The 25,040-nt window shown below is 60.6% G+C and carries 22 protein-coding genes; 18 read left to right on the forward strand and 4 right to left on the reverse strand.

All coding sequences use genetic code 11. From position 1 onward, the window contains the following. Positions 1 to 35: 35 nt before the first annotated feature. The 12 genes from TU79_RS04585 to TU79_RS04645 all read left to right on the forward strand — a co-directional run bounded on the left by TU79_RS04585 (position 36) and on the right by TU79_RS04645 (position 10,498). Positions 36 to 1,010: a glycoside hydrolase family 68 protein gene (locus TU79_RS04585; RefSeq protein WP_057006915.1), complete on the forward strand. Its 975-nt coding sequence runs from the start codon at positions 36 to 38 to the stop codon at positions 1,008 to 1,010. Between the two features lie 104 nt (positions 1,011 to 1,114). After that, positions 1,115 to 1,906: an energy transducer TonB gene (locus TU79_RS25025; RefSeq protein WP_082638362.1), complete on the forward strand. Its 792-nt coding sequence runs from the start codon at positions 1,115 to 1,117 to the stop codon at positions 1,904 to 1,906. A 9-nt stretch (positions 1,907 to 1,915) separates the two neighbouring features. Beyond that, positions 1,916 to 2,605 (forward strand): MotA/TolQ/ExbB proton channel family protein, encoded by a 690-nt coding sequence (locus tag TU79_RS04600; protein WP_057006918.1) that lies wholly within the window; start codon positions 1,916 to 1,918, stop codon positions 2,603 to 2,605. A gap of 1 nt (position 2,606) precedes the next feature. Beyond that, the gene (locus TU79_RS04605; RefSeq protein WP_057006919.1) at positions 2,607 to 3,011 is read left to right on the forward strand and encodes an ExbD/TolR family protein; all 405 of its coding nucleotides are present in this window, start codon (positions 2,607 to 2,609) and stop codon (positions 3,009 to 3,011) included. A gap of 66 nt (positions 3,012 to 3,077) precedes the next feature. After that, a complete protein-coding gene (locus tag TU79_RS04610) occupies positions 3,078 to 4,385 on the forward strand; it encodes an extracellular solute-binding protein (RefSeq protein WP_069665387.1) in 1,308 nt (435 codons plus the stop codon). Then, positions 4,382 to 5,278, forward strand: a complete 897-nt coding sequence (locus TU79_RS04615; protein ID WP_057006920.1) for a carbohydrate ABC transporter permease — start codon at positions 4,382 to 4,384, stop codon at positions 5,276 to 5,278. Before TU79_RS04610 ends, TU79_RS04615 begins: the two co-directional genes overlap by 4 nt. Further along, positions 5,271 to 6,164: an ABC transporter permease subunit gene (locus TU79_RS04620; protein WP_057006921.1), complete on the forward strand. Its 894-nt coding sequence runs from the start codon at positions 5,271 to 5,273 to the stop codon at positions 6,162 to 6,164. Before TU79_RS04615 ends, TU79_RS04620 begins: the two co-directional genes overlap by 8 nt. Beyond that, positions 6,161 to 7,282, forward strand: coding sequence for an ABC transporter ATP-binding protein (locus tag TU79_RS04625; RefSeq protein WP_057006922.1), 1,122 nt, complete (start codon positions 6,161 to 6,163; stop codon positions 7,280 to 7,282). Before TU79_RS04620 ends, TU79_RS04625 begins: the two co-directional genes overlap by 4 nt. Beyond that, on the forward strand, positions 7,279 to 8,040 hold the full coding sequence (locus TU79_RS04630; RefSeq protein ID WP_057006923.1) for a glycerophosphodiester phosphodiesterase family protein: 762 nt from the start codon (positions 7,279 to 7,281) through the stop codon (positions 8,038 to 8,040). The genes TU79_RS04625 and TU79_RS04630 overlap by 4 nt, the downstream gene beginning before the upstream one ends. Before the next feature lie 17 nt (positions 8,041 to 8,057). Continuing rightward, positions 8,058 to 8,810, forward strand: coding sequence for an inositol monophosphatase family protein (locus TU79_RS04635; protein ID WP_231986893.1), 753 nt, complete (start codon positions 8,058 to 8,060; stop codon positions 8,808 to 8,810). Between the two features lie 19 nt (positions 8,811 to 8,829). Then, complete coding sequence (locus tag TU79_RS04640; RefSeq protein ID WP_057006925.1) at positions 8,830 to 9,114, forward strand: hypothetical protein; 285 nt, start codon at positions 8,830 to 8,832, stop codon at positions 9,112 to 9,114. 259 nt (positions 9,115 to 9,373) lie between these two features. After that, positions 9,374 to 10,498 (forward strand): ROK family transcriptional regulator, encoded by a 1,125-nt coding sequence (locus TU79_RS04645; protein ID WP_057006926.1) that lies wholly within the window; start codon positions 9,374 to 9,376, stop codon positions 10,496 to 10,498. Between the two features lie 166 nt (positions 10,499 to 10,664). Here TU79_RS04645 and TU79_RS04650 read toward each other — a convergent pair whose 3' ends face one another. The 3 genes from TU79_RS04650 to TU79_RS04660 all read right to left on the reverse strand — a co-directional run bounded on the left by TU79_RS04650 (position 10,665) and on the right by TU79_RS04660 (position 15,209). Beyond that, entirely contained in the window at positions 10,665 to 12,950 is a 2,286-nt protein-coding gene (locus TU79_RS04650; RefSeq protein ID WP_082638352.1) for a TonB-dependent receptor domain-containing protein, read from the reverse strand. A 293-nt stretch (positions 12,951 to 13,243) separates the two neighbouring features. Further along, positions 13,244 to 13,489: a hypothetical protein gene (locus TU79_RS04655; RefSeq protein WP_057006927.1), complete on the reverse strand. Its 246-nt coding sequence runs from the start codon at positions 13,487 to 13,489 to the stop codon at positions 13,244 to 13,246. Between the two features lie 136 nt (positions 13,490 to 13,625). Continuing rightward, on the reverse strand, positions 13,626 to 15,209 hold the full coding sequence (locus TU79_RS04660) for a peptide chain release factor 3 (RefSeq protein WP_057006928.1): 1,584 nt from the start codon (positions 15,207 to 15,209) through the stop codon (positions 13,626 to 13,628). Positions 15,210 to 15,502: 293 nt separating this feature from the next. Between TU79_RS04660 and TU79_RS04665 the strand changes: the two genes are divergently transcribed. The 6 genes from TU79_RS04665 to TU79_RS04690 all read left to right on the forward strand — a co-directional run bounded on the left by TU79_RS04665 (position 15,503) and on the right by TU79_RS04690 (position 23,277). Continuing rightward, entirely contained in the window at positions 15,503 to 16,255 is a 753-nt protein-coding gene (locus tag TU79_RS04665) for an ABC transporter permease (protein WP_234454787.1), read from the forward strand. A gap of 20 nt (positions 16,256 to 16,275) precedes the next feature. Continuing rightward, positions 16,276 to 17,169 (forward strand): glycine betaine ABC transporter substrate-binding protein, encoded by an 894-nt coding sequence (locus TU79_RS04670; RefSeq protein WP_057006929.1) that lies wholly within the window; start codon positions 16,276 to 16,278, stop codon positions 17,167 to 17,169. A gap of 12 nt (positions 17,170 to 17,181) precedes the next feature. Beyond that, positions 17,182 to 17,835, forward strand: a complete 654-nt coding sequence (locus TU79_RS04675; RefSeq protein WP_057006930.1) for an ABC transporter permease — start codon at positions 17,182 to 17,184, stop codon at positions 17,833 to 17,835. Then, complete coding sequence (locus tag TU79_RS04680; RefSeq protein ID WP_057006931.1) at positions 17,832 to 18,989, forward strand: osmoprotectant ABC transporter ATP-binding protein OsmV; 1,158 nt, start codon at positions 17,832 to 17,834, stop codon at positions 18,987 to 18,989. The genes TU79_RS04675 and TU79_RS04680 overlap by 4 nt, the downstream gene beginning before the upstream one ends. A 471-nt stretch (positions 18,990 to 19,460) precedes the next feature. Beyond that, complete coding sequence (locus tag TU79_RS04685) at positions 19,461 to 20,624, forward strand: type III PLP-dependent enzyme (protein ID WP_032861941.1); 1,164 nt, start codon at positions 19,461 to 19,463, stop codon at positions 20,622 to 20,624. A 127-nt stretch (positions 20,625 to 20,751) separates the two neighbouring features. Continuing rightward, positions 20,752 to 23,277 carry a PepSY domain-containing protein gene (locus tag TU79_RS04690; RefSeq protein ID WP_057007063.1) on the forward strand — a complete coding sequence of 842 codons (2,526 nt, stop codon included), beginning with the start codon at positions 20,752 to 20,754 and terminating at the stop codon, positions 23,275 to 23,277. Between the two features lie 165 nt (positions 23,278 to 23,442). Here TU79_RS04690 and TU79_RS04695 read toward each other — a convergent pair whose 3' ends face one another. Then, positions 23,443 to 24,984: an alkaline phosphatase D family protein gene (locus tag TU79_RS04695; protein WP_057006932.1), complete on the reverse strand. Its 1,542-nt coding sequence runs from the start codon at positions 24,982 to 24,984 to the stop codon at positions 23,443 to 23,445. Positions 24,985 to 25,040: the final 56 nt, after the last annotated feature.

A 25,040-nucleotide genomic window follows, 5' to 3' on the forward strand; every position in this document is an offset into this window, starting at 1 on the left:
CACTCATAAAGAGTAGTAATATTTTGGAGTGGTTGATGGCGTTATTTTTGGCTGAGCATTGGGTGTGGGATTTCTGGTTCGTTCAGAACGGTAACTACACCCATCTATTCTACTTATCGGCCCCTCGTAGCCTGGACGACCCCAACCTGCGCCATTGGAATGTACGGATCGGACATGCGCGGTCGGTGGATCTGCGCAACTGGGAGATCCTGCCCAACGCGCTTTGGCCGGCCGCCACGCCCAGCTGGGACGATTACACCACCTGGACGGGCTGCGTGGTTCGCGCTGAAGCAGGGCACTGGATGATGTTCTATACCGGTACCAGCAAGGCCGAAGGCGGTTGCGTACAGCGTATCGGCATCGCGTATTCCGATGACCTGATCGTGTGGCGCCGCCCCACCGAAACGCCGCTTCTGCAGGCCGACCTGCGTTACTACGAGTCACTGGATCTGAACATCTGGCATGAGCAGGCCTTCCGTGATCCGTGGGTATTCCCCGATCCGAAGGGCGATGGCTGGCACATGTTTTTCACCGCGCGTGAGCCACAGGGCGAGCGCAATGCGCGTGGCGTCATCGGGCACGCGCGCTCTCCTGACCTTCGGCATTGGGAGCAAGGTCCGCCGATCTTCCGCTCCAAACGGTATGGGCACATGGAGGTGCCCCAGACGATGGAATACAAGGGGCGCTGGTATTGCGTGTTTTGCGTCGCGCATACCCACATTGACCCGGTCCACGCCGAGCGCCACATGAAAGGCAAACAAGGCGGCATCCATTACCTGATGGCCGAGCACCCGCTGGGCCCCTGGCATCTGCCGGAAGAAGATTTTCTGCAGGGTGACGCGCATTGCAGCCTGTACGCAGGGAAGCTGCTGGTCGATGGCCGGGGCAACCTTTGTCTGATGGCTTTTCGTAACCATGATGAAAGCGGTGCATTCATCGGTGAAATCACCGATCCGATGCCGCTCACGGTGCTGGAGGACGGTCGCCTGCGCCTGTCCCCCGCTCGCTAAGGCTTGGATCGGCAGCTACGTCATAATTAATACACATTAAGCGTAGTAATATGTTTTCGGCCTCCGATAGTGGCTACGCACGGTGTTCACAGATGGGTATTGCCATGCTTTCGCATTTTTTATCGCGCCGCCCGCCGTTGCTTCGAGGCAGGCCTGCCACGGGTGCACTATTGTCGCCAGCGGTATTTGCTGCGCTGCCGATGCCCGATGCCAACCGCCCTGCCGTCAGATGGCAGGTGTATGTGATGGGGGGGGTAGCGGCCGTGGGGATTCACCTCGCGCTGTTGGCCTGGTTGCAAACCGATCGACCGTCCAAACCCTTGGAGGTGCCCACCAAGCCGCTCGCCATTGCGATGCAGATGGTTACGCCACCGTCGCCTCCAGCGCCCGTGCAGGCGCCCAAGCCAGAGCCGACGCCGCCACCGCCGCCACCGCCGCCACCGCCGGTAGCGAAGCCGAGTCCGGCGCCCAAGGCGGTTGCCAAGGCGACGCCCAGACCTGCCGAGCCAAAACAAGTCGTCGCCCCCGCGCCGCCACGTGATACGCCCACAAAACCGTTCACGCCCAGCGCCAATGCAACCCCAGCGCCCAACCCCCCGGCGCCGTTACCGGTCACCGGCCCTGTGGGTCGAGCGGGCTACCTGAATAACCCGGCTCCGACGTATCCGCCGGCGGCGGCGCGAAGACACCAGGAAGGTACCGCCCAATTGCGCGTGCACGTTATGCCCAATGGGCGACCAGACACCGTGGAGATCGCGTCCAGTAGCGGTTCTCCTGCGCTGGACGAGGCGGCATTGGCCGCCGTTCGCCAGTGGACTTTCATTCCCGCCAAACGGGGCGATACGGCCATTGATGGCTGGGTCACCGTGCCGCTTGAGTTCAAACTATCTCGTTGAGGTTTTGCCATGAACGATTATTCAACTCTGATTCACCAGGCATCCATGGGCATTCTGGTGCTTTTCTCGCTGGTCACCTGGGCCGTGCTGATCGCCAAATGGATTCAACTGGTAAAACTGCGCCGCCAGAACCAACGTTACGCCGAACGCTTCTGGTCGACCGCCAACTTCAATACCTCCGTGACCGCCCAAGAGCACCAAGGGCAGTTGGCGCGTTTGGCCAACGCCACGCACCTGGCGCTCAGCAAAGGCCGCGAAGGGCCTTGCCCGGTCGACGGTTGGAGCCGGCAGGAAGTGCTTGAGCGCTCCCTGCAGAAGCAGATTCACGGCGAACGCCATTTGATGGAACACGGAATGATCGTGCTGGCCTCGATTGGCAGTACCGCACCCTTTATCGGGTTGTTCGGCACCGTGTTTGGGATCATCCATGCGCTGCAAGCGATCAGCACCGCCAAGTCAGCCAGCATCGCTGTTGTCGCGGGCCCGATCGGCGACGCGCTCATCGCCACGGGCATCGGTATTGCGGTCGCGGTGCCTGCGGTATTGGCCTACAACTTCCTCGGTCGTCGCTTGAAATTGATGATTGCCGATCTCGAGAGCTTCGCCCTTAACCTCATGAACCGCGCGCAACGTCATGGCTTTGAGCTCGGCGACGGGCACGCCACCGAGACCCAGCGCCAACTGAGCGGAGCAGCCTGAAATGGCCTTCACCACGAGCAATGACGAGAGCACCATCAGCGATATCAACATCACGCCCTTGGTCGATGTGATGCTGGTACTGCTCGTTGTATTCATCGTAACGGCGCCATTGTTGAACAACGCGATCCCGCTGAATCTGCCCCAGACTGTTGCCACGCAGGCGCTGGACGATAGCAAGCCGGTGGCGATCAGTATCGACGCGGCGGGCGGCGTGTTCATCGATGACAAAGCAGAGCCGCTTGATGAGTTGGAGCAAGCGTTGGTTGACCTCAAAACCAGGGACCCCGAGGTTTCGCTGACGTTACGTGCCGACACCCTGACGGGGTACGGCCGCGTTGCTCAGGTGCTGGCGCTCGTGCAGAAGGCAGAGATCACTCGGCTGTCGGTGATTACGCAAAGCCAGTAAGGCGAAAGCTGCATGAGCCGCACACCTTACTGACGCTAACCAGTACTCACTTCAGCGGTATAAACAATGCGTTTCAGATCACTTTTATCGGCGGCCATCGTTTGGGTCACGGGTGCCGGCCAAGCCTACGCCGCCGATGCTGATGTCGAATTCTGGTATGGCCACTCGGGCGCGGCCGGCGCGGCGATCCAGGACATTTGCGAGCGCTTCAACTCGACTCACCCGCAGTCGCTGCCAATGCGTTGCATTGCTCAGGGCTCCTATGAGCAGAACCTGCAAAAGACCGTGGCCGCCTACCGCTCGGGCAAGGCCCCGGCGCTGGTTGAAATCTATGATGTCGCCACGCCGGAAATGCTCGATAGCGGAGCAGTTCTGGGCCTGGATGGGTTCCTGCAATCACAGCACAAGGTGTCTGACGATCCGTTGTTACCCGCCGTCGCCGCCTACTACAGCAATGCCGACGGCAACGTCTGGGCACAGCCATTTGCAACGTCCACTGCAGTGCTCTACAGCCACGCCGATCAGCTCGCGGCAGCCGGGATAACTCAAGCCCCAGAGACTTGGGAAGCCTTTGGCACGGCCTTGGTTGCCCTCAAGGCGCATGGCAGCAAATGCCCCGCAGTGACGGATTTAGGCCCCTGGGTCTGGCTCGAACAAAGCAGCGCCGTCATGGGCGCGCCATTGCTGAGCAAGGACGCAACGCACTGGGCATTCGACCAAGGCCTGCACCTGCGACTTATGGAAGAGGTCGAGCAGTGGATGGCTGAAGGCTTGCTGATCGATCAGGCGGCCACCCGAAGCGGCGGTCAGGAGTTGGCGTTCACCGCCGGGGACTGCGCGCTGCTGCTGGGTTCGACCGGCGCGTCCAAGCTGATCTACAGCGTTAATCCCAGTGACGTGAAAGCCAACCTTTTACCGGTGTTCGCCGGTCAGCAACGTGCGGCTTCGCTCCCGGGCGGTGCGGCGTTGTGGGTGTTGCGCGGGCAGAGCGATGCGCAATACCAGACAGTCGCCGAGTTTTTGATGTTTCTGCGTGATGTGTCGATACAAACGTTGTTTAGCGACGCAACCGGTTATTTGCCCGTGACGCAGGGCGCGGCCACGGCGTACCTGGCGCAATTACCTGCCGACAGTGCAACCGTGGTGGGTCTTAACGCCATGACACAAGGTGACCGAACAACGGCGTTTGAGGTACGTCCGGGGTTTATCACCTTGCTGCGGCTCGCCTGGCAACAGGCGGTATGGAGCGCACTCGCCGGGCAGAAACCGATGGCCGATGCGTTGCATCAGGCGGCGCGCAAGGGTGACTCATTGCTGCGGGTGTTCGAGAACACCTACGGCCCCCGCGAGACGGATAAAGGCGTCAATCCATGAGCCACAACGCGCAGTTCTCCCAGCGCTTCCTGCCCTTGTTCCTCGCATTGCCCCAATTGCTGGCGGTTCTGCTGTTCTTCTATTGGCCGACCGTGCAGGCGTTCTGGTGGTCGTTTCATTACGTGCAGCCGTTTGGCGGCAGCGAAATCTTTGCGGGGCTCGCCAACTACGTCAGGGTCCTTCACGACCCAAGCGTACTCTCATCGCTGGGCACAACCTTGGTCTTCAGCCTGTGCAGCACGCTGCTTGCATTGAGCCTGGCGCTGGCGCTGGCCGCCTGCCTGCAACTGAAAGTTCGCGGGTACAAGATTTTCGGCAACGTGCTGATCTGGCCTTATGCGGTCTCGGGGGCGACCCTTGGAATTATCTTCCAGGTGCTGGCCAATCCGATCTTCGGCCCGCTGGCGTGGATCAATCACCTGGTCCCCGAAGCCTGGGCGCCGTCCGCCAAAGGATGGCAGGCGATGACGCTATTGGTGTTTGCCTACGCCTGGTGCCAGTTGCCCTTCAACATCGTAATGATCGTCGCGAGCCTGCAGTCAGTGCCAGAGGATTGCCTGGCGGCGGCGGCACTCGATGGCGCGACGCCATGGCAGCGGTTGCGTGACATCCAATTGCCGATGGTCGCGCCCTATCTGTTTTTCGTGTTCGTGGTCGGGTTGCTGGACAGCCTGTCCAACAGCTTTGGCCTGGTCGACCGGCTGACGCACGGCGGGCCAGGCAATGCCACTGAAATCCTGGCGTTCAAGATCTATCAGGATGGATTTGTCGGCATCGATCTGGCCGGTTCTTCGACCCTGTCGGTGCTCATGCTGGTGGTGGTCGTCGTGCTCAGTGTCACTCAGTATCGATACCTGTCTTGGCGCAATCGCCGGAGAGAACACCATGGTTGAACGTCACCCGCTCTCGACGGCGCTGGCCTACGTCCTTCTGCTTCTGGGCGCGCTGTTTGCGCTCGGTCCGCTGTATCTGGCGCTTTGCGCAGCGTCGGTCAGCAATGAACAGATTCTTGCCCACGGAATGCCTTGGCTGCCAGGCAACCAACTGTTCGTCAACGTTGGCGAGGTCCTGCACAAGCTCGATGTGGTCACGTTGATGGGCAACAGCCTGATCGTGACGGGCCTGGTGGTGATCGGCAAATTGGCGCTCTCGGCACTGACCGCATTTGCAGTGGTGTATTTCAGGACGCCGTTCAAATCGCTGATCTTTGTAGCGGTCCTCGGCACACTGCTGTTACCGCTGGAGATCAGGATTATCCCGACCTACGCAGTGGCGGGCGACCTCCTGGGGCCACTGCGCTCGCTGCTCGACCTGCTGGGCATAGGGGCGATCCCAGTGCCGCATATCAACGTGCTGGACACCTATCCCGGGCTCGCTCTGCCACTGATCGCGTCGGCGACAGGCACCTTTTTGTTCCGGCAGTTTTATCAGACGCTGCCGTCCGACCTGGTAGAGGCCGCACGCATGGATGGCGCCAGCCCCTGGCGATTTTTCGTCGACATTCTGCTGCCGCTGTCGAAAACCAATTTCGCCGCATTGGGCACCCTGGTGTTCATTTCGGCGTGGAAGGACTACCTGTGGCCCTTGGTGGCCACCAATCGCACCAACATGCGCACGCTGGTACTGGGGGCCGCCAACTTTGCGCCCGCTGATGCCACTCAACTTCCGCAGTGGTCGCTGCTGATGGCCGCCACTTTGCTCAGTCTGATTCCACCCATTCTGGTCATCGCTGTGATGCAGCGCTGGTTCGTGAAGGGGCTTGTAGGGGTAGGTAAATGACTCGGTCCACATGCGACAACGCAGCGCCAAACATTCGTGTCAGTGGGCTGTCCAGGCGTTACACCAAGCACGGCCCGGCCATCATCGATGCGCTGGACGTGGAATTCCCCGCCGGGGAGTTCAGCGTCATCCTCGGCCCATCGGGGTGCGGCAAGTCAACATTGTTGCGTCTGGTCGCTGGCCTGGACAGCCCCGATGCGGGCAGCATCCATATCGGCGGTGTCGACGTTACACGGCGCCCGCCCAGCGAGCGCCATTGCGCCATGGTCTTTCAAAACTACGCGCTGTATCCGCACATGACCGTCGAAGACAACATCGGCTATGGGCTCAAACTCGCCGGGGTCGGCCGGGAAGAACGCTCAGCGCGGGTCCAGGCGATCGCCAGCACACTGGGGCTGCACGCCTTGCTGGGAAGAAAGCCCGGGCAGTTGTCCGGTGGCCAGCGTCAGCGCGTAGCCATTGGTCGAGCGCTGGTGCGCAAGCCTCCGGTGCTGCTCTTCGATGAACCGCTGTGCAACCTCGACAGCGGCCTTCGCCAGGAGATGCGCACAGAGTTGCGGCGCATCCATCAGGACACCGGCGCCACAGTGCTCTACGTGACGCATGACCAGACCGAAGCAATGACCCTGGCTGATCGGGTCGTTGTGCTCAACAAGGGCCGTGTCGAACAGATCGACACGCCCCATGCGCTCTACAAACGTCCGCACTCTATCGTTGTTGCGCGTTTTTTTGGCTCGACGCCGATGAACCTTATCGAGGTGATGTGCAGCCCTGAAGGCGTGTTGACCCTAGGCGACGGCCAAGTGCTGCCGTTCAAGGTACAGGCCGCCATGGCGACGTCTGGCCCGTTGTTCCTGGGCATTCGTGCCGAGAACCTGAAAGTCGCCAGCCCCGGCGTGAGTGCCACCGTTCACGCCATCGAGGAGCTGGGTAGCCATCGTGTCATTCATTGCCGGGTTGCGGGGCAGCCGGTACTGGTCAGTCAATCCGACTCGCAGCCGTGCTCCGTTGGCTCCACCCTCAACCTGTGGTTCCCAGCCGACGAGGCCTTGCTGTTCGATGGGGCCTCCGGGCAACGCATCTCTTCATCCCTAGTTCAGGATAACGTTTCGCTATGAAAGCTAAATCACCCGTCGTTCAAAGCAAGTTGATTGCGCATCGTGGCGCGAGTGCCTTCGCACCGGAAAATACGCTGGAGGCCATCGAACTCGCGGCGCGGATGGGTGCGCAGTGGGTCGAGATCGATGTCAAGCTCACCCGTGATGGCGCCCTGGTGGTCATCCATGACGACACCCTGGATCGCACCACCTCCGGGCAGGGCGCGGTGGTCCTCAATACACTCGAGCACATTCGATCGCTGGATGCTGGCCGATGGTTTTCCAGCACTTACGCGGGCGTTGCCGTGCCCACCTTTGATGAAGTGGTCGACACCGTGATTCGTCTGGGGCTGGGCCTGCAGGTCGAGCTCAAGCCGACCACCGGTGATGACCTGGAGACCGCCGAAGCGGCCATCCCTTTACTGCGTCAGAGGTGGCCGCGAGACCATCACAAGCTGTTCGTGTCGAGCTTTTCGACCCGTGCGCTCGGCAAGGCGCGAGCGCTGTGGGAAGAGGTTCCGCTGTGCCTGGCCAGCCTGGTCGCACCGGCCGATCCGGCCAAGCTGCTGGCGGAATATGACTGCCAGATCCTGCATGTGGTCGACCCCTTTCTGAATGAAAGCCATCTGAACCGCCTGCGCGACAGCGCGGTCGAATTTGCAGTGGCGACGGTCAATGACCCACATCGCGCACGCTACCTGTTAAGCCGGGGCGCGCAGTCAGTGATCACCGATTACCCCAACTTGCTCGATATCAACGCCCGTCAGGCGGGTATGTGATGGAGCTGGAGCATCGGTTGCACGAGACTGAACGCCTGGCTGCCAGGGCTGCGAAGATTGCGCTGGGCCACTTCCAGAACCTCTCTTCGCTGGCGGTCACCGTCAAGCGTCCGCAAGATCTGGTCTCAGCGGCCGACCTGGAAGTGGAGCAGTATCTGCGCGCCCAACTCGCACTCGATTTTCCTGGCGAAGCGATCCTGGGCGAAGAAATGGGCGGTGATCTGCCGGGGCGCGGATGGGTGATCGACCCGATCGACGGCACCGCCAACTTCGTCAGCGGATCGCCTTTGTGGGGCATTTCCATTGCCTATGTGCAGGGCGACGAATCGCGGGTAGGAGTGGTGGCCTACCCCGCTTTGGGTTACACGCTGAGCGCCGCCCAGGGGTACGGACTGAGGAAGAACGGCGTGCGTGCAGCGAGACCTGAGCAGTGGGCAGGGCTGAAAGTGGCGGCGATCGGCGAAAACCTGCATTGGCGCCCGGAACTCATCGGCGCGCTGGAGTTGCAGTTCCGCCAGGCCGGCTGGGGCGTGGCGGGTTACCGCTGCGCGACTATCGGCCTGGGGTTCGCGGCACTGGGTTGCACCAGCGGCTACGTGGAACGCTACACCAGCCTGTGGGATGTCGCTGCTGGCCGTTTGCTGTGCAGCGAAGCGGGCCTGGAGATTTCGACCCAGGGCCTGGCCGTGCCAGCCGGGCTCACGATCGTGGCGGGAACCCAGGAATTCTGTGATCTAGCCCACCCAGCCCTGTCAGCCTGTCTGACGTAGCTATCAGAATGAACACGACATGAACGCTATCCCCGTCATCAGATCGTTTGCCCAGATGATCGAAGCAGCTTTGTACCAACACGCTGAAAACCGTTGGGCTGCGCCGCATCTGGCGGAGTGCGCGTCTCCTTGCGAAGGCATTGTCCTGGCAGGCACCCATTCGCTGCATGATGCCCTGGCGATGGAAGCGGGCGATGTGCTGGTCGTGGGTTCCAACCGGATGAAAAGCTACGCGCGCTCGATTGGTTTGGCGCTGGATTCACTGCTTGAAGGTGCCCATTTGGTTGCGGCAAGCCGGAAATGACCTTGTACGAGGCGGCTGCGAAATCCCTCGAACTCCCGCTCGATCAGTGTGTGCTGATTGGCAGTGGTGCTGCGGATAAAAGCCTTAACGCGGCAAAATGCACTGCGCGGGTGCCTGCCCTGGCGCGCCCCCGAGGCCATGGCGCTTCTGCGTTGGTCCCCGGGTGTAGCGTTAAAGTTTTATGAATTCAACCTCATCGGCCAGGAGAGGCTTTAGACTGCTCTGCTACCGGAAAATCTACTTACTGCATAGTTGACTCATGGACGCAGAACAACGCCTGAAGCGCGATTACCACCCCAGTCTGAACGAGCGCAAAATTCTCGATATCTTGCGGCGCAGCGGGGGTATCACCCGAGCCGCCGTGTCGGCGGAAATGGATCTCGCACAGCAATCCGTGCACCGGATCATCGAAGACCTGATCAGCAGAGGCTTCATCCGCACGGGCCAAGCCATCAAAAACGGCCGCGGTCAGCCCAGCTTGCGCCTGGAACTCGCCAACGAGGCGATCTATGTACTGGGCATCTCCATTAATACTGATTCGGCGGTCGTGTGCATCGCCGATTTTGCGTGCAATGTCCTCGAAGAGGTCACGCTGCGCACCCCGCCGCTGAGCTTGAATTCGACCCTGGATGCGCTGAGCAAAGTCATTGATCGCATGCTCCAGCGCAACGCGCTGAGCCGCGATCATCTGCTGGGTGTCGGGGTGGCGATTGCTGGCTACTTTGTCGACGAAGGGCGAGTGAACGCACCGGAACCCCTTCAGGACTGGTCGTTGATCGACTTGCGTCCGCTCCTGGAACAAGCCCTTGAGATGCCTGTCTGGTTGAAGAACAACGCCACCACCGGGGCCATCGGTGAAAGTCTCATCGGCGTCGGCGCCTGGGCGAATAACTTCATTTACCTGTCGTTCAACTATGGCTTCGGTACCGGCATCGTTATTGACGGCAAGCCGTACTTCGGCACCCATGGCAACGCTGGCGAAATCATGTTGTACACCCACGATGAAGTCGAGCGCCGACCGGCGCTGCGGTACTTGATCGATGCGTTGCACAAGCAGGATATCCAGATTGACTCTATCGAAGACCTGCGCAATCGGTTCGACAGCAACTGGCCGGGTGTCGACGAATGGGTCGAGCATGTGCGTCCGGGTCTGGATCGTTTGATCAACACCCTCACCGGATTGTTCGATCCGCAGGCCATCGTATTCGGTGGGCAGGTGCCTGCCGAACTCGGGCGTCGACTGATCGACAACGTCAGTTTCTGGGGCTCGCCGCGCTATGGAACGCCCGCCCCCAGGCCCAAGCTGTTACTCACCGAAAGCAACGGCGATGCCGCCGCCATTGGTGCTGCATTGATCCCTCTGAAAGAGCGGTTCTTCCTGTAGCCAGCCAGTCATACGCTGGCTCTTGGCCGCTGATTGCTCCACGCGGTGAAAGGTGTGGTGATCCTGGATTGACTGACCCAAAAAGCCCCCGGCGCTTGAAGCGCGACGGGGGCTTTTTTGCACTGTTATTTAGGTGGACCCATGCTTCATCAAACGTCTTGCTGAATCAGAAACGCGTTGAGAGCGTAACGAAAGCGCTGCGCGGCGTTCCCACCTGCAACAGTTGCAGGTCACCATTCGGGTCAGAGGCCGCACTGCCATCGGTATTCAGCGTAGAGATGTAGCGTTTATCGAACAAGTTGACCATGTTCAATGCAACGGACGTGTCCTTCAAACCCGCGAATGCTCCCAGGTCATACGCCATGTTCGCGTTGGCCAACCAGTAACCGGGCACGCTCTGGTCATTGGTGTAGGTAAAGTAACGTTTGGTCATGTAAGTACCTTGCAGGCCCGCGCTCCAGCGGTTCCAGTTCCAGTCCAGGCCGCTTGAGTACATGATCCTGGGGGTATCGACGACCGTTTTGCCTTTGACATTCACCGTCTGCGCATTGCTGGTGTAGTTGTCATCGTAGGTGCTGTGGTTATACGAAAGCGAGTTGGACCAACGCCAATGTTCATCAGGCATCAAAGTAAAGGCGAACTCAGCACCTCGGCTGGTTACCGAGCCTACGTTGGCCACGCCATTGGCGCAGATAAAGATCCCGGTGCAGTTGGCGATAGCGATCAGGCGATTGTCGAACTGGGTGTTATAGACGGTGGCCGAGGCAATGTAGTGCTTGGACGTGCGCCGAACACCGGCTTCAATCGTCGTGGAGGTTTCCGGCTTGAGGCCTTTGAAGCCGTTGAGTGCGTCGACCGCTGCCTGGGTATTGCTGAATGGGCTGTAGGCACCGGACGGGAAGGCAGCCATATTCTGCGAATAAGAGGCGAACACCTCATCTTCGTCGTTTAGCTTGTAGGTCGCACCAAACTGAGGAAGGAAGTGATCGCTGGCTTCCAGTGATCCGCTCGCGTATCCGACTTTTCCTTCAGCAGTCGTGGTCGTCACTGTGCTTTTGGCGCCGAATTCAAGTTTTAAACGGTCGTCCAGCAGCGTGTACGTATCACGCAAGTAGAACTGACGCGTCAGGTCGTTGTAAGACTGATCGAATATGGTGGCCGATAATCCATACCCATTGGTCGTGACGATATGGTTCTGGGGCTCACGCCCAGTGGTGTCGTAGAGATAGCGACCGACACTGTTCTTGTTGGACTGGATCCAGAATCCACCTTCGACTTCATGCTGGCCCAGGAACGCGGTGAGGGAGGTCTGAAAGCCGTTTCGATCAATGCCGTATTTGGTACTGCGCAATGCGTTCGCGGGGATTACTGAGGTGCCGGTGTTGTAGGTGAACGGATAATACGAGTTACCAAACCCAGAGTTATGGTGATGGTAAACGGTGGTATCCAGCACCAGGTTATCCGAGAGGCTGAAATTGCCCTTCAGGATATCCAGTTCGTCGTAGCGCAAGCTACTGGCGTTGTAGACACCCTCTGCGGCGCTTTTGACGCCACCACTGAAGATACCGTTAGCGGCATTCACCGCACGGGTCCAATCGGGCGTGTAATAGGTGTAGTTGTAGCCCAGTCGGTCGATCATGCTTTTGGACAGCGACATCAGGTTGGCTTCTTCATGGTCCGACTTGCTGTGGAAGAAGCTGATGCGGTTGTCGCCGAATTTATACAGAACCTTGGCGTTGATCGCGTCTGATTTCTGCGGGTTGTCATTGCCCTTCCAGGCGTTCGCGTCGTACTTCTCACCCGAGACATACGCCGACAGGCCGTTGTACTCCCCGGTGTCGACACGCATGTAGGTGCGGGTGGTGTCGTAGCTGCCCATGGTCTGCGACAACCGGCCACCGAACTCTTTATCCGGGTCGGAGGTGGTGAACTGGAGGGTACCGCCCAGATCGCTGTTGGAGGCGGTTCCCAACGAACCAATGCCTGCGGCGACAACGGTCGAACCCACGTTTTCCGGGATTACGGCGCGCGTGATGCTCAGCCCGTTGAAGTTGCCGAAGCTCATATTCCCCAGCGTTACCCCATCCAGGGTGTAGCCCAAGTGATGCATATCAAACCCGCGCAAGCTGATGCGCTGGCTACCCTCTTCACGGCCCAGAGGATCACCGGACTGGAAGTTAACGCCAGACATGCTCTGCAAGGTTTTCAGCGGGTTGGTGCCTGCGGAGTAACGTTTAACGGTTGTTTCATCGACACGCTGAACCTGACGTGTTTCTCCCTGGCCAATCACTGACACGGTGTCCAGGGTGGTCGCAGCGGTCGATGCGGGGCCGTCAGGGGCATCTGCCGCCTGAGCCATCGCACTGACAAGTCCAAGCGCACAAAAGGGCACCCAATATTTGACGCCGACCTGCAAGCCAACCGGCTTGCAGGGATTGTATTTTGTCCTCATCGACAGCCTTCCTCAGAAAATAGGAGTACCAACGTTTGCCTTGGGCGATGTTTGCGGGCGGTGGTCGGTTGCAGGGCAAGTAATCGCGTCTATTGCGCAGCCTGACGCGGCCCAGGAAGCCCGATGTCCGCTGGGGAGCATATTAATACACTCATTGTGTAGTAATTATTACCAACGCTGCGCAAGGAGCGGATGGGGGAGGAATATCGGCTGAAGTTGCGGAATGTATTCCTGTCAGGTTGCGCATCAGCCTGACTGGCATTGTGGCGGGGGGCTTTCTTTTACGGCGTTTCTCAGGTGTCGCCGTCGTCGTAGGTTTCGCTGTCTTCGCCTTCGTTGTAGGGGTTCTCTGCGTCTTCCCTGGGCGCCGGCTGGGCTTGAGGTTGCCAACTTCCGGAGTTGACTTCGTTCTGTTTTTTCTTGGTGACGGGACCGGTGCTTTTCCACTGGGGCGTGCCTGCGCCCGCCAGCGCAGGGAGAGTGGTCAGCACTAACATTGCCAGCAATGCCAGATGGATGGCGTATCGAACATTTCGCACGGTGTTCTCCTTAACAGTCGGTGGGTAAACGCTAGACCCGATGCAGGGTTATCGCCAATCCCACGACTGGTGGAGCACAAAAAAATGTGGGAGGGGGCAAGCCCCCTCCCACATTTTGTTTTGCGGCGCTTAGCCCTTAGTGGTGTTCACGCGTCGCGCGGAACTTCACATCCGGCCAGCGCTCTTCCATCAGCGCCAGATTCACCCGCGTCGGCGCAAGATAGGTCAGGTGCCCACCGCCATCCACCGCAAGGTTTTCCACAGCTTTGTTGGAAAACTCTTCCAGCTTCTTCTTGTCGCTGCACTCGATCCAGCGCGCCGAATACACGGTGATCGGCTCATACGAGCACTCAACCTTGTATTCCTCTTTCAAACGACTGGCGACCACGTCGAACTGCAGCACACCCACCGCGCCGAGGATGATGTCGTTGCTGCGCTCGGGGAAGAACACCTGGGTGGCGCCCTCTTCCGCCAACTGCTGCAAACCCTGGCGCAATTGCTTGGACTTGAGCGGGTCACGCAGGCGTACGCGACGGAACAGTTCCGGGGCGAAGTGCGGGATGCCGGTGAAACCCAGCGCTTCGCCTTCGGTGAAGGTGTCGCCGATCTGGATGGTGCCGTGGTTGTGCAGGCCGATGATGTCGCCGGCGAACGCCTCTTCCAGCTGCTCACGTTCGGAGGAGAAGAACGTCAGGGCGTCGCCGATGCGCACGTCCTTGCCGGTGCGCACGTGGCGCATCTTCATGCCTTTTTCGTACTTGCCGGAGCAGATGCGCATGAAGGCGATACGGTCGCGGTGCTTGGGGTCCATGTTTGCCTGGATCTTGAACACGAAGCCGCTGAATTTTTCTTCCACAGGCTCAACGGTGCGCTCGTTGGCAACACGGGCCAGGGGCTTCGGCGCCCAGTTCACGACAGCATCGAGCACGTGATCGACGCCGAAGTTGCCCAGCGCGGTCCCGAAGAACACCGGGGTCAATTGGCCGTCGAGGAACTCCTGCTGATTGAATTCATGACAGGCGCCCTGCACCAGTTCCAACTGGTCGACAAAACGGTCGTACTCGTCGCCCAGGTGAGCGCGGGCTTCGTCCGAGTCGAGCTTCTCGATGATCTTGGTTTCGGTGCGCTCGTGACCGTGGCCGGCGGTGTAGACAATGATGTAGTCGTCGGCCAGGTGGTACACGCCCTTGAAGTCGCGGTAGCAACCGATCGGCCAGGTGATCGGCGCAGCCTTTATCTTCAGGACGGCTTCGATTTCGTCGAGCAGCTCGATGGGGTCGCGGATATCGCGGTCGAGTTTGTTGATGAAACTGACAATGGGCGTGTCACGCAGGCGGCACACGTCCATCAGCGCGATGGTACGTGGCTCGACGCCTTTACCGCCGTCGAGCACCATCAACGCCGAGTCCACCGCCGTGAGGGTGCGGTAGGTGTCTTCGGAGAAGTCTTCGTGGCCCGGGGTGTCGAGCAGGTTGACCATGTGGTCGCGATACGGGAACTGCATGACCGACGTGGTAATGGAAATACCCCGTTGTTTTTCCATTTCCATCCAGTCGGAGGTGGCATGGCGGTCGGATTTACGCGATTTCACCGTGCCGGCCACTGCGATTGCCTTGCCCATCAGCAACAGCTTCTCGGTGATGGTGGTCTTACCGGCATCGGGGTGGGAAATAATAGCGAAAGTGCGGCGTTTCGCGACTTCGGCGGCCTGGTGGGTCATGGGAAATCGCCTGGCAGGTGAGTCAAAAAAGGGGCGCGAGTATAGCGCAAACCCCACGGGTCGGACCACCGTTCACCCGATCAGGGGTGGCTAAATGCTGCCAAGTGTGGAACCTTTTAAAAGGTGGAGACGTCCACTCCCCTGCTATCGCACTCGTAACAGGGCTGAAAAATCAGCAAGTTAGCCTGACGGGGCTGCGCTCATGGCTCGATACATACCGCGTTGCCGGTATCGACGAGCTGCTTTTCGCGAACGCTTTCGCCGACAGCCAGCAATGGCATTGCCGCCGGAGAATGTGTTCGCCGACAAAAGAAAAAAGGAGTCCGCCTGTGGCTATTCGCTATGGCAAAGGGCTGATAGGAGGCGCGGTTGTCGTCGCGCTCCTGGCCCTGCTGGTCCACTGGATCGGCATCAACACGATCGAACTGTACCGCGACGATTTGTTGTTTTACCTGCAAGCTCATCTGATTCTGGTTTTAGTCTCCATGCTGGCCGCCCTGATTGTGGGCATCCCCGCCGGTATCCTGCTGAGCCGACCCAATATGGTCGGGCGTGCAGAACGTTTCATGCAGATCTTCAACATCGGCAACACCGTCCCTCCCCTGGCCGTACTGGCCATCGCCCTCGGCGTCCTCGGCATCGGCAGCGGCCCGGCCATCTTCGCGCTGTTTCTCGCCTCCCTGCTGCCCATCGTGCGCAACACCTACGAAGGCTTGAAGAACGTTCAGGGTTCCCTCAAGGAAGCCGCCACCGGCATCGGCATGACCCCGCGTCAGGTGCTGTTTCGCGTGGAACTGCCCAACGCCGTGCCGATCATCATCGGCGGCGTGCGCGTGGCCCTGGCGATCAACGTCGGTACCGCGCCGCTGGCGTTCCTGATCGGCGCCAACAGCCTGGGCAGCCTGATTTTCCCCGGCATCGCCCTGAACAATCAGCCGCAATTGCTGCTCGGCGCCGCGTGCACCGCGCTGCTGGCGTTGCTGCTTGACGGTCTGGTAACCATGGCCAGCCGCCTCTGGCTGGAACGTGGACTGCGTCCGTCTTAAGGCTGGGTAAAGGAATTCACATGAAAAAACTGACGTTGATACTGAGCTGCATCCTGCTGTGTGCAGGCATCGCGCAAGCCGCTGAAAAACCGGTGATTCGCATCGGCGCCCGGGTGTTCACCGAACAGACCCTGCTCGCCGAAATCACCTCCCAATACCTGCGCACCAAGGGCTACGACGCTCGCGTCACCGGTGGCCTGGGCAGCAACCTGGCACGCAGTGCCCAGGAAAGCGGGCAACTGGACCTGCTGTGGGAATACACCGGTGTGTCGCTGGTGGCCTACAACCACATCGACGAGAAACTCGACAGCGCACAGTCCTACGCCCGGGTGAAAGAACTCGACGCGAAAAAAGGCCTGACCTGGCTGTCGCCGTCGCGCTTCAGCAACACCTACGCCCTGGCGCTGCCGGACAAGGTGGCCAGGGAGCACCCCGAGATCAACAACATCAGCGACCTCACCAAGGCCATGGCGGCAGATACCCGGGAACACCGCCTGGTGGCGCTGGACACCGAGTTCGCCAACCGCTCCGACGGCCTCGCCGGCATGGTCAAGCTGTACGACATGAACCTGACCCGCGAGAACACCCGGCAGATGGACGCAGGCCTGGTGTACACCGCACTGCGTAACGGCCAGGTGTTTGCAGGGCTGGTCTACACCACCGACGGTCGCCTCAATGCATTCAAATTGAAGCTGCTGGAGGACGACCTGCACTACTTCCCGGACTACACGGCCGCGCCGGTGATACGCCAGGAATACCTCGACCAGCACCCGCAGCTCGCCGCCGAGCTCAAGCCGCTGGCCGACCTGTTCGACGATGCAACCATGCGCCAGCTCAATGCGCGGGTCGACGTGGACCATGAGAGCCCGTCCGCCGTTGCCGCAGACTTCCTGCGCCAACATCCCATCAACTAACGAGGAGAAGACATGGAATTTTTAAACGCCTTTTCCCATCTTGATTGGGCCCAGGTGCTGCAACTGACCTGGCAGCACATCACCCTGGTCGGCATTGCCGTACTGCTGGCGATCTTCATTGGCGTGCCCCTGGGCGTGCTGATGACGCGCTTCCCGACGCTCGCCGGCCCCTTGCAGGCCAGCGCCACGGTGCTGCTGACCGTGCCGTCGATTGCGCTGTTCGGCCTGTTGCTGCCGTTCTACTCCAAATTCGGCCAGGGCCTGGGACCGATGCCGGCGATCACCGCCGTGTTCCTCTACTCGCTGCTGCCGATCATGCGTAACACGTACCTGGCCCTCACCGGCGTGGAACCGGGCATCCGCGAGGCCGCCAAAGGCATCGGCATGACCTTCGCCCAGCGCCTGCGCATGGTCGAGCTGCCGATTGCAGTGCCGGTGATCCTCGCCGGCGTGCGCACCGCCGTGGTGATGAATATCGGTGTCATGACCATTGCCGCCACCATCGGCGCCGGTGGTCTGGGTGTACTTATTCTGGCTTCCATCAGCCGCAGCGACATGTCGATGCTGATCGTCGGCGCCGTGCTGGTCAGTCTCCTGGCCATCTTCGCCGACCTGCTTCTGCAATGGCTGCAACGCTCGCTGACTCCAAAAGGACTGCTCAAATGATCGAACTTCAAAACCTGACCAAGACTTTTCAAAGCAACGGCAAGACTGTCTCCGCCGTGAACGACGTAAGCCTGACCGTCAACGAAGGCGAAATTTGCGTATTCCTCGGCCCTTCGGGCTGCGGCAAGAGCACCACGCTGAAAATGATCAACCGCCTGATCAAGCCCACCTCGGGCAAGATTTTGATCAATGGCGAAGACACCACCGACCTGGACGAAGTGACCCTGCGTCGCAACATCGGGTATGTGATCCAGCAGATCGGTCTGTTCCCGAACATGACCATCGAGGAAAACATCGTGGTGGTGCCCAAGCTGCTGGGCTGGGACAAACAGAAATGCCACGACCGCGCCCGCGAGTTGATGAGCATGATCAAGCTCGAACCCAAGCAGTACCTGCATCGCTACCCGCGTGAACTGTCGGGCGGCCAGCAGCAGCGCATCGGTGTGATCCGCGCGCTGGCGGCCGATGCGCCGCTGCTGCTGATGGACGAACCGTTCGGCGCGGTCGACCCGATCAACCGCGAGATGATCCAGAACGAGTTCTTCGAGATGCAACGCGCGCTGAACAAGACCGTGATCATGGTCAGCCACGACATCGACGAAGCCATCAAGCTGGGCGACAAAATCGCGATCTTCCGCGCCGGCAAGCTGCTGCAGATCGATCATCCGGACACGCTGCTGGCGCACCCGGCTGACGAGTTCGTGAGCAACTTCGTCGGCCAGGACAGCACCCTCAAGCGCCTGCTGCTGGTGAAAGCCGAAGACGCGGCGGACAACGCTCCGTCGGTGAGCCCGGAAACCCCGGTGGCCGAGGCCCTGGAACTGATGGACGAGCATGACCGCCGTTATGTGGTGGTCACCTGCGCCGAGAACAAGGCGCTGGGTTATGTACGCCGCCGCGACCTGCACCGTCAGGCCGGTACGTGCGGTCAGTACCTGCGCGAGTTCAACGCCACGGCTGCTTATGACGAGCACTTGCGCATCCTGCTGTCGCGCATGTACGAGTTCAACCGCTCGTGGCTGCCGGTGATGGACGCGGAGCGGGTGTTCCTGGGTGAGGTGACTCAGGAGTCGATTGCCGAGTACTTGAGCTCCGGCAAGTCCCGTGGGGGCAAGACCAGTATTGTCTCCCCTGCCGAGACCGCCCTGGCCTGACACAACGCGGTAAAAATGTGGGAGGGGGGCTTGCTCCCGATAGCGGTGTGTCAGTCACTTCATCTGTCACTGATCCACCGCTATCGGGAGCAAGCCCCCTCCCACATTTCCCCTTGGGTGAGTCAGGGAAATCGCCTCGATCACCACTCAGCGGGGAACATCATTCCGTCACACCGGTCGGTTACATAAGTAGCTGCACGCGGTCGCGCGACGAACGCGTGCAAAAACGCGACATTTTTAGTTGATCCCACGCCCATCAAGCCCTAAAGTTCGCGCCGAACGTCCATGCTGGAAACGATCCATCCGGCTCAAGTACTGACGACGAGACAGCAAGGCCAAGGGAAGCGTAACTCCCATGGCCTTTTTGCTTTCGGCGACATGCCTTGGGAAGTAGGCGAACCAAAGTGGGGATACGGAGGACGTTCATTTGCACCCATTGATTACTACAGTTTGCCCTTAGGAGTTCCCAGCATGTCGATCAACGTCGAAGATTATTTCGCGCGCGCCACCTTTGACAAAATGAAGGCGTTCGCCGACAAACAGGAAACCCCGTTCGTGGTGATCGACACCGCGATGATCAGCCAGGCCTACGATGACCTGCGCGCCGGTTTCGAATTCGCCAAAGTCTATTACGCCGTCAAGGCCAACCCTGCCGTCGAGATTATCGACCTGTTGAAAGACAAGGGTTCGAGCTTCGATATCGCCTCGATCTACGAGCTGGACAAGGTCATGGACCGCGGCGTCAGCGCCGACCGTATCAGCTACGGCAACACCATCAAGAAATCCAAAGACATCCGCTACTTCTACGAGAAAGGCGTGCGCCTGTTCTCCACCGACTCCGAAGCCGACCTGCGCAACATCGCCAAGGCCGCACCGGGCTCGAAAGTGTACGTGCGCATCCTCACCGAAGGCTCGACCACGGCCGACTGGCCTTTGTCGCGCAAATTCGGCTGCCAGACCGACATGGCCATGGACCTGCTGATCCTTGCCCGTGACCTGGGCCTGGTGCCTTACGGCATCTCCTTCCACGTCGGTTCGCAGCAGCGCGACATCAGCGTGTGGGACGCGGCCATCGCCAAGGTCAAGGTGATCTTCGAACGCCTGAAGGAAGAAGACGGCATCCACCTCAAGCTGATCAACATGGGCGGCGGCTTCCCGGCCAACTACATCACCCGCACCAACAGCCTGGAAACCTACGCCGAAGAAATCATCCGCTTCCTCAAGGAAGACTTCGGCGACGAATTGCCGGAAATCATCCTCGAACCCGGCCGTTCGTTGATCGCCAACGCCGGTATCCTGGTCAGTGAAGTGGTACTGGTGGCACGTAAATCGCGCACCGCCGTCGAGCGTTGGGTGTACACCGACGTGGGCAAATTCTCCGGCCTGATCGAAACCATGGACGAAGCCATCAAGTTCCCGATCTGGACCGAGAAGAAAGGCGAGATGGAAGAAGTGGTCATCGCCGGCCCCACCTGCGACAGCGCCGACATCATGTACGAAAACTACAAGTACGGCCTGCCGCTGAACCTGGCCATCGGTGATCGCCTGTACTGGCTGTCGACCGGCGCCTACACCACCAGCTACAGCGCGGTTGAATTCAACGGCTTTCCGCCATTGAAATCGTTCTACGTGTAACCGCTGCCCGATCAAAAAGCCCACGCCTTGTCGTGGGCTTTTTGCATGTAAGAAGGAATGTTTCTCGACAACCCGAGGCATAATGCGCGCCGTCAATCCCTATCCCTGCTCTGCGAGGCCGTACGACGTGTTGAAGAAACCCCTGTTCCAGTTGCACTGGTTCTTCGGCATCACGGCCGGACTGGTGCTGGCCCTGATGGGGATTACCGGGGCAGCGGTGTCGTTTCAGGATGAAATCCTCAGGGCGCTCAACCCCAGCGTATTGACGGTCAAAAAACGCGAAGCCGGCGTACTGCCACCCGCCGAACTGGTGCGCAAGCTGGAGGCCACCGAAGGCAAGACCGTGGCGATGCTGTGGGTGGAAAGCGACAGCGGCAACGCGGCACGGGTGTTCTTCAGCGCGCCACCGGGTGAGCGACGTGGCCAGATGCGCTACTTCGACCCTTACACCGGCGACTACATGGGCGACGCGGTGGGCCAGGAGCTGTTCGGCTTTATCCTGCAAGTGCACCGCTTCCTCGCCATGGGTGAGACCGGGCGGCAGATCACCGGCGCCTGCACGCTGATCCTGCTGTTCTTCTGCCTGTCCGGCCTGTACCTGCGCTGGCCGCGCCAGGTGACGAACTGGCGCGCCTGGCTGACCCTGGACTGGCGCAAAAAGGGCCGCAGCTTCAACTGGGACCTGCACTCGGTGTTCGGCACCTGGTGCCTGCTGTTCTATCTGTTGTCGGCGCTCACCGGCCTCTACTGGTCCTACGACTGGTACAACAAGGGCCTGACCCAACTGCTGTCCGACGCGCCACAGAACGAACGGGTACGCACGCGTAACCCGGCGCCTGCCGAAGCCCTGCCTATGGCCGATTACGACGCGATCTGGAGCAGCATCTACAGCAACGCCGGCCCCGGCTTGAGCGCCTACAACATCCGCATGCCGACTGTCGCCGGGCAGCCGGCCATCGTGTATTACCTGCTGCGCAACGCGTCCCATGACCGCGCACTGAACCAGATCAATCTCGACCCGGCCACCGGCGAGGTCAAATCCCATGACCGCTACGCCGGCAAAAGCCTCAAATCGCAGCTGCTGACCAGCATTTATGCGCTGCACACCGGCAGCTACTTCGGCATCGTGGGGCGGGTCATCCTCACTGTCAGCGCGCTGTGCATGCCGCTGTTCTTTATTACCGGCTGGCTGCTGTACCTCGACCGCCGCCGCAAAAAACGCCAGGTGCGCGAGGCCCGCAGCGGCCTGGCAACCCACCAAAGCCAGGCACCGGCCTGGCTGGTCGGCTTCGCCAGTCAGAGCGGCTTTGCCGAACAACTGGCCTGGCAAACCGCGGGGCAACTGCAGGCAGCCGGCCTGCCGGTGAAGGTGCAACCACTGGGCAGTGTCAGCCGGGATGCGTTGAGCCAGGCGCAAAACGCGCTGTTCGTGGTCAGCACCTTCGGCGACGGTGAAGCCCCCGACAATGCTCGTGGTTTCGAGCGCGGCGTGCTGGGCCAGGACGTGTCCCTCACGGGCTTGAACTACGCGGTGCTGGCCCTGGGTGATCGCCAGTACCCACACTTCTGCGGCTTTGCGCGGCGCCTGCAGTTCTGGCTGACTCAACAGGGCGGCAACCCGCTGTTCGCCCCGGTGGAAGTCGACAGCGGCGACACTGCCGCCCTGCTCGACTGGCAACAACAACTGGGCCAACTCACCGGGCAGGCGCCACCAGCGGCCTGGCCGGTGGCGCAGTATGAACAGTGGACGCTGAGCCAGCGCACGCTGCTGAACCGCGACAGTGCGAGCGCGCCGGTGTATCTGCTGGGTTTGACTTCAGCGTCACCCCAAGGCTGGCTGGCCGGTGACCTGGTGGAAATCCTGCCGTGCAATGGCCAGGCCTCCATCGAACAATTCCTCCAGGGCCTGGGCCTGAACGGCAGCGAAGACGTGCTGATCGACGGCCTGCCGCAACCACTCGCCCAAGCGCTGACCACACGCCAGTTGCCAGCCAAACTTGCGCACATGGTCGGCCTGCACGCCCAGGCACTGGTGGATGCACTGGTGCCGCTGGGCATGCGCGAGTATTCCATCGCCTCGATTGCCAGCGACGGCGTGCTGGAACTGATCGTGCGCCAGGAACGCCACCCCGACGGCAGCCTGGGCCTGGGTTCCGGCTGGCTCACCGAACACGCCGCCATCGGCTCGGCAATCCGCCTGCGTCTGCGCCGCAACAGCGGCTTCCACCTGCCCGACGTACCGGTGCCGCTGATCCTGCTGGGCAACGGCACCGGCCTCGCCGGCCTGCGCAGCTTGCTCAAAGCGCGCATCGCCGAGGGCCAACAGCGCAACTGGCTGCTGTTTGGCGAGCGCACGCGCCAGCATGACTTCCTCTGCCAGGATGAGCTGCAAGGCTGGCTGACCAGTGGTGACCTGGCGCTACTGGAGCTGGCGTTTTCCCGCGACCAGGCAGACAAAATCTACGTACAGGACCGCCTGCGCGAATCGGCCGACGTGCTGCGCAAATGGCTGGCCGAAGGCGCGGCGATCTATGTGTGCGGGAGTTTGCGAGGGATGGCGACGGGCGTGGATCAGGCGCTGGCGGACATACTGGGCAGTGAGGCCGTGGAGCGCTTGATTGAGCAAGGACGTTATCGGCGGGATGTGTATTGATGTGCCGAACGCTGTGCAAAGTGTGGGAGGGGGCTTGCTCCCGATGGCAGTGGGTCAGCTACCCATAAGCTGACTGACACTCAGCCATCGGGAGCAAGCCCCCTCCCACATTTGGATCTGCATTGGTCTGATGGATATCACACTGCTTTTGATTCTGCCCCTGCATCAAACAGGCTGCAACCTCTGCTCAAACACAGAAGCCCCATCCAGATCCCGCAAAACCACCGTCAACTCCGCCGTCTGCCCATCAATTTGCACCTCACCAAAAAACTGAAACCCGGCAAACGGTGAGGTGTTCTGCGCTGGCGGCGCCTTCTCGAACACCACCTCGGGGCCAAAGGTCTTGTCCAGTGGATTAGGTCCAAAACTTCCCGCATTCAAGGGCCCGGCGACAAACTCCCAGAACGGTTCAAAATCCTGAAACGCCGCGCGGTCCGGGTGGTAATGATGCGCGGCGCAATAATGCACATCCGCCGTCAGCCACACATGGTTGCGCACCTGCTGCGCCCGCAGAAACCCGAGCAGTTCGGCGATTTCCAGTTCGCGGCCCTGCGCCGGGCCAGGGTCGTTGTTGGCGATGGCTTCCCAGCGTGGCACGCCGGGGCTGACTTCACCATCGGGCACGCCGAGGCCGATGGGCATGTCGGCGGCAATGACTTTCCATTGGGCCGTCGAGGCCTTGAGTTCGCGCTTGAGCCAGTCCAGTTGTTCACGCCCCAGAAACGGTTTGTCGCCACCCAGGTTGTCATCGTTGGGGCCGCGATAGCTGCGCATGTCGAGCACGAATACATCCAGCAACGGCCCGTAACCGAGCTTGCGATAGATCCGCCCGCCGCCGTCGGCGCTTTGCCTGCGCATCGGCGAATATTCCAGCCAAGCCTGACGCGCGCGGCCGACCAGGGTGTTGATGTCCTTGACCTTGTAACGCTCGTCGAGCTGCTTGCCGGGCGACCAGTTGTTCACCACTTCGTGGTCGTCCCACTGCCAGATCTGCGGCACCTCGGCGTTAAAGCGCCGCACGTTTTCGTCCAGCAGGTTGTAGCGATAATTGCCGCGATAGTCGTCGAGGGTTTCAGCGACCTTGCTCTTGGACTCGGTGGTGAGGTTGCGCCAGATGCGGCCGCCTTCGGTGGGTAGTTGCGCCGGCACCGGGCCGTCGGCGTAGATGGTGTCGCCGCTGTGGATAAAGAAGTCCGGCAGGCGCAGGCGCATGGCTTCGTAGATGCGCATGCCGCCGATGTCCGGGTTGATGCCGAAGCCTTGGCCGACGGTGTCGCCGCTCCACACAAAGCGAATGTCGCGGCGTTGCTGCGGCACGCTGCGCAGGTGGCCAAACCACGGTTCGCTGGCGACGCCGCTCTGGGCGTCCTCGAAATGCACGCGGTAGAAAATCGCCTGGTCGACCGGCAGGCCGGTGAGTTCGACGCGGGCGGTGAAGTCGCTGCGGCTGTCGGCCAGCGGCGAGACAAACCGGCGCGGGTTGCTGAACACGCTGCGGGTGTCCCACTCCACCACCATGCGCGCGCGGCGGTCGCTGCGGCTCCAGATCATCGCGCGGTCGCCCAGCAGGTCGCCGGACTGCACACCATCGGTGAGCTGCGGCCGGTCCTTGACCGACGCGATCACCGCGGGCGCCAGGCCGGGCAGCAACAGGCCGGCGCCGACGACTTGCATCACGCGGCGACGGCCGAGATCGAAGTGGCTCATGCGGGTGCCCTCTGGGTATCAAAGAGGCCACTAAACCATGCCGATATGACACCGAC

Source organism: Pseudomonas trivialis, assembly GCF_001439805.1.
In the GTDB taxonomy this organism is placed as follows: Bacteria; Pseudomonadota; Gammaproteobacteria; order Pseudomonadales; family Pseudomonadaceae; genus Aquipseudomonas; species Aquipseudomonas trivialis.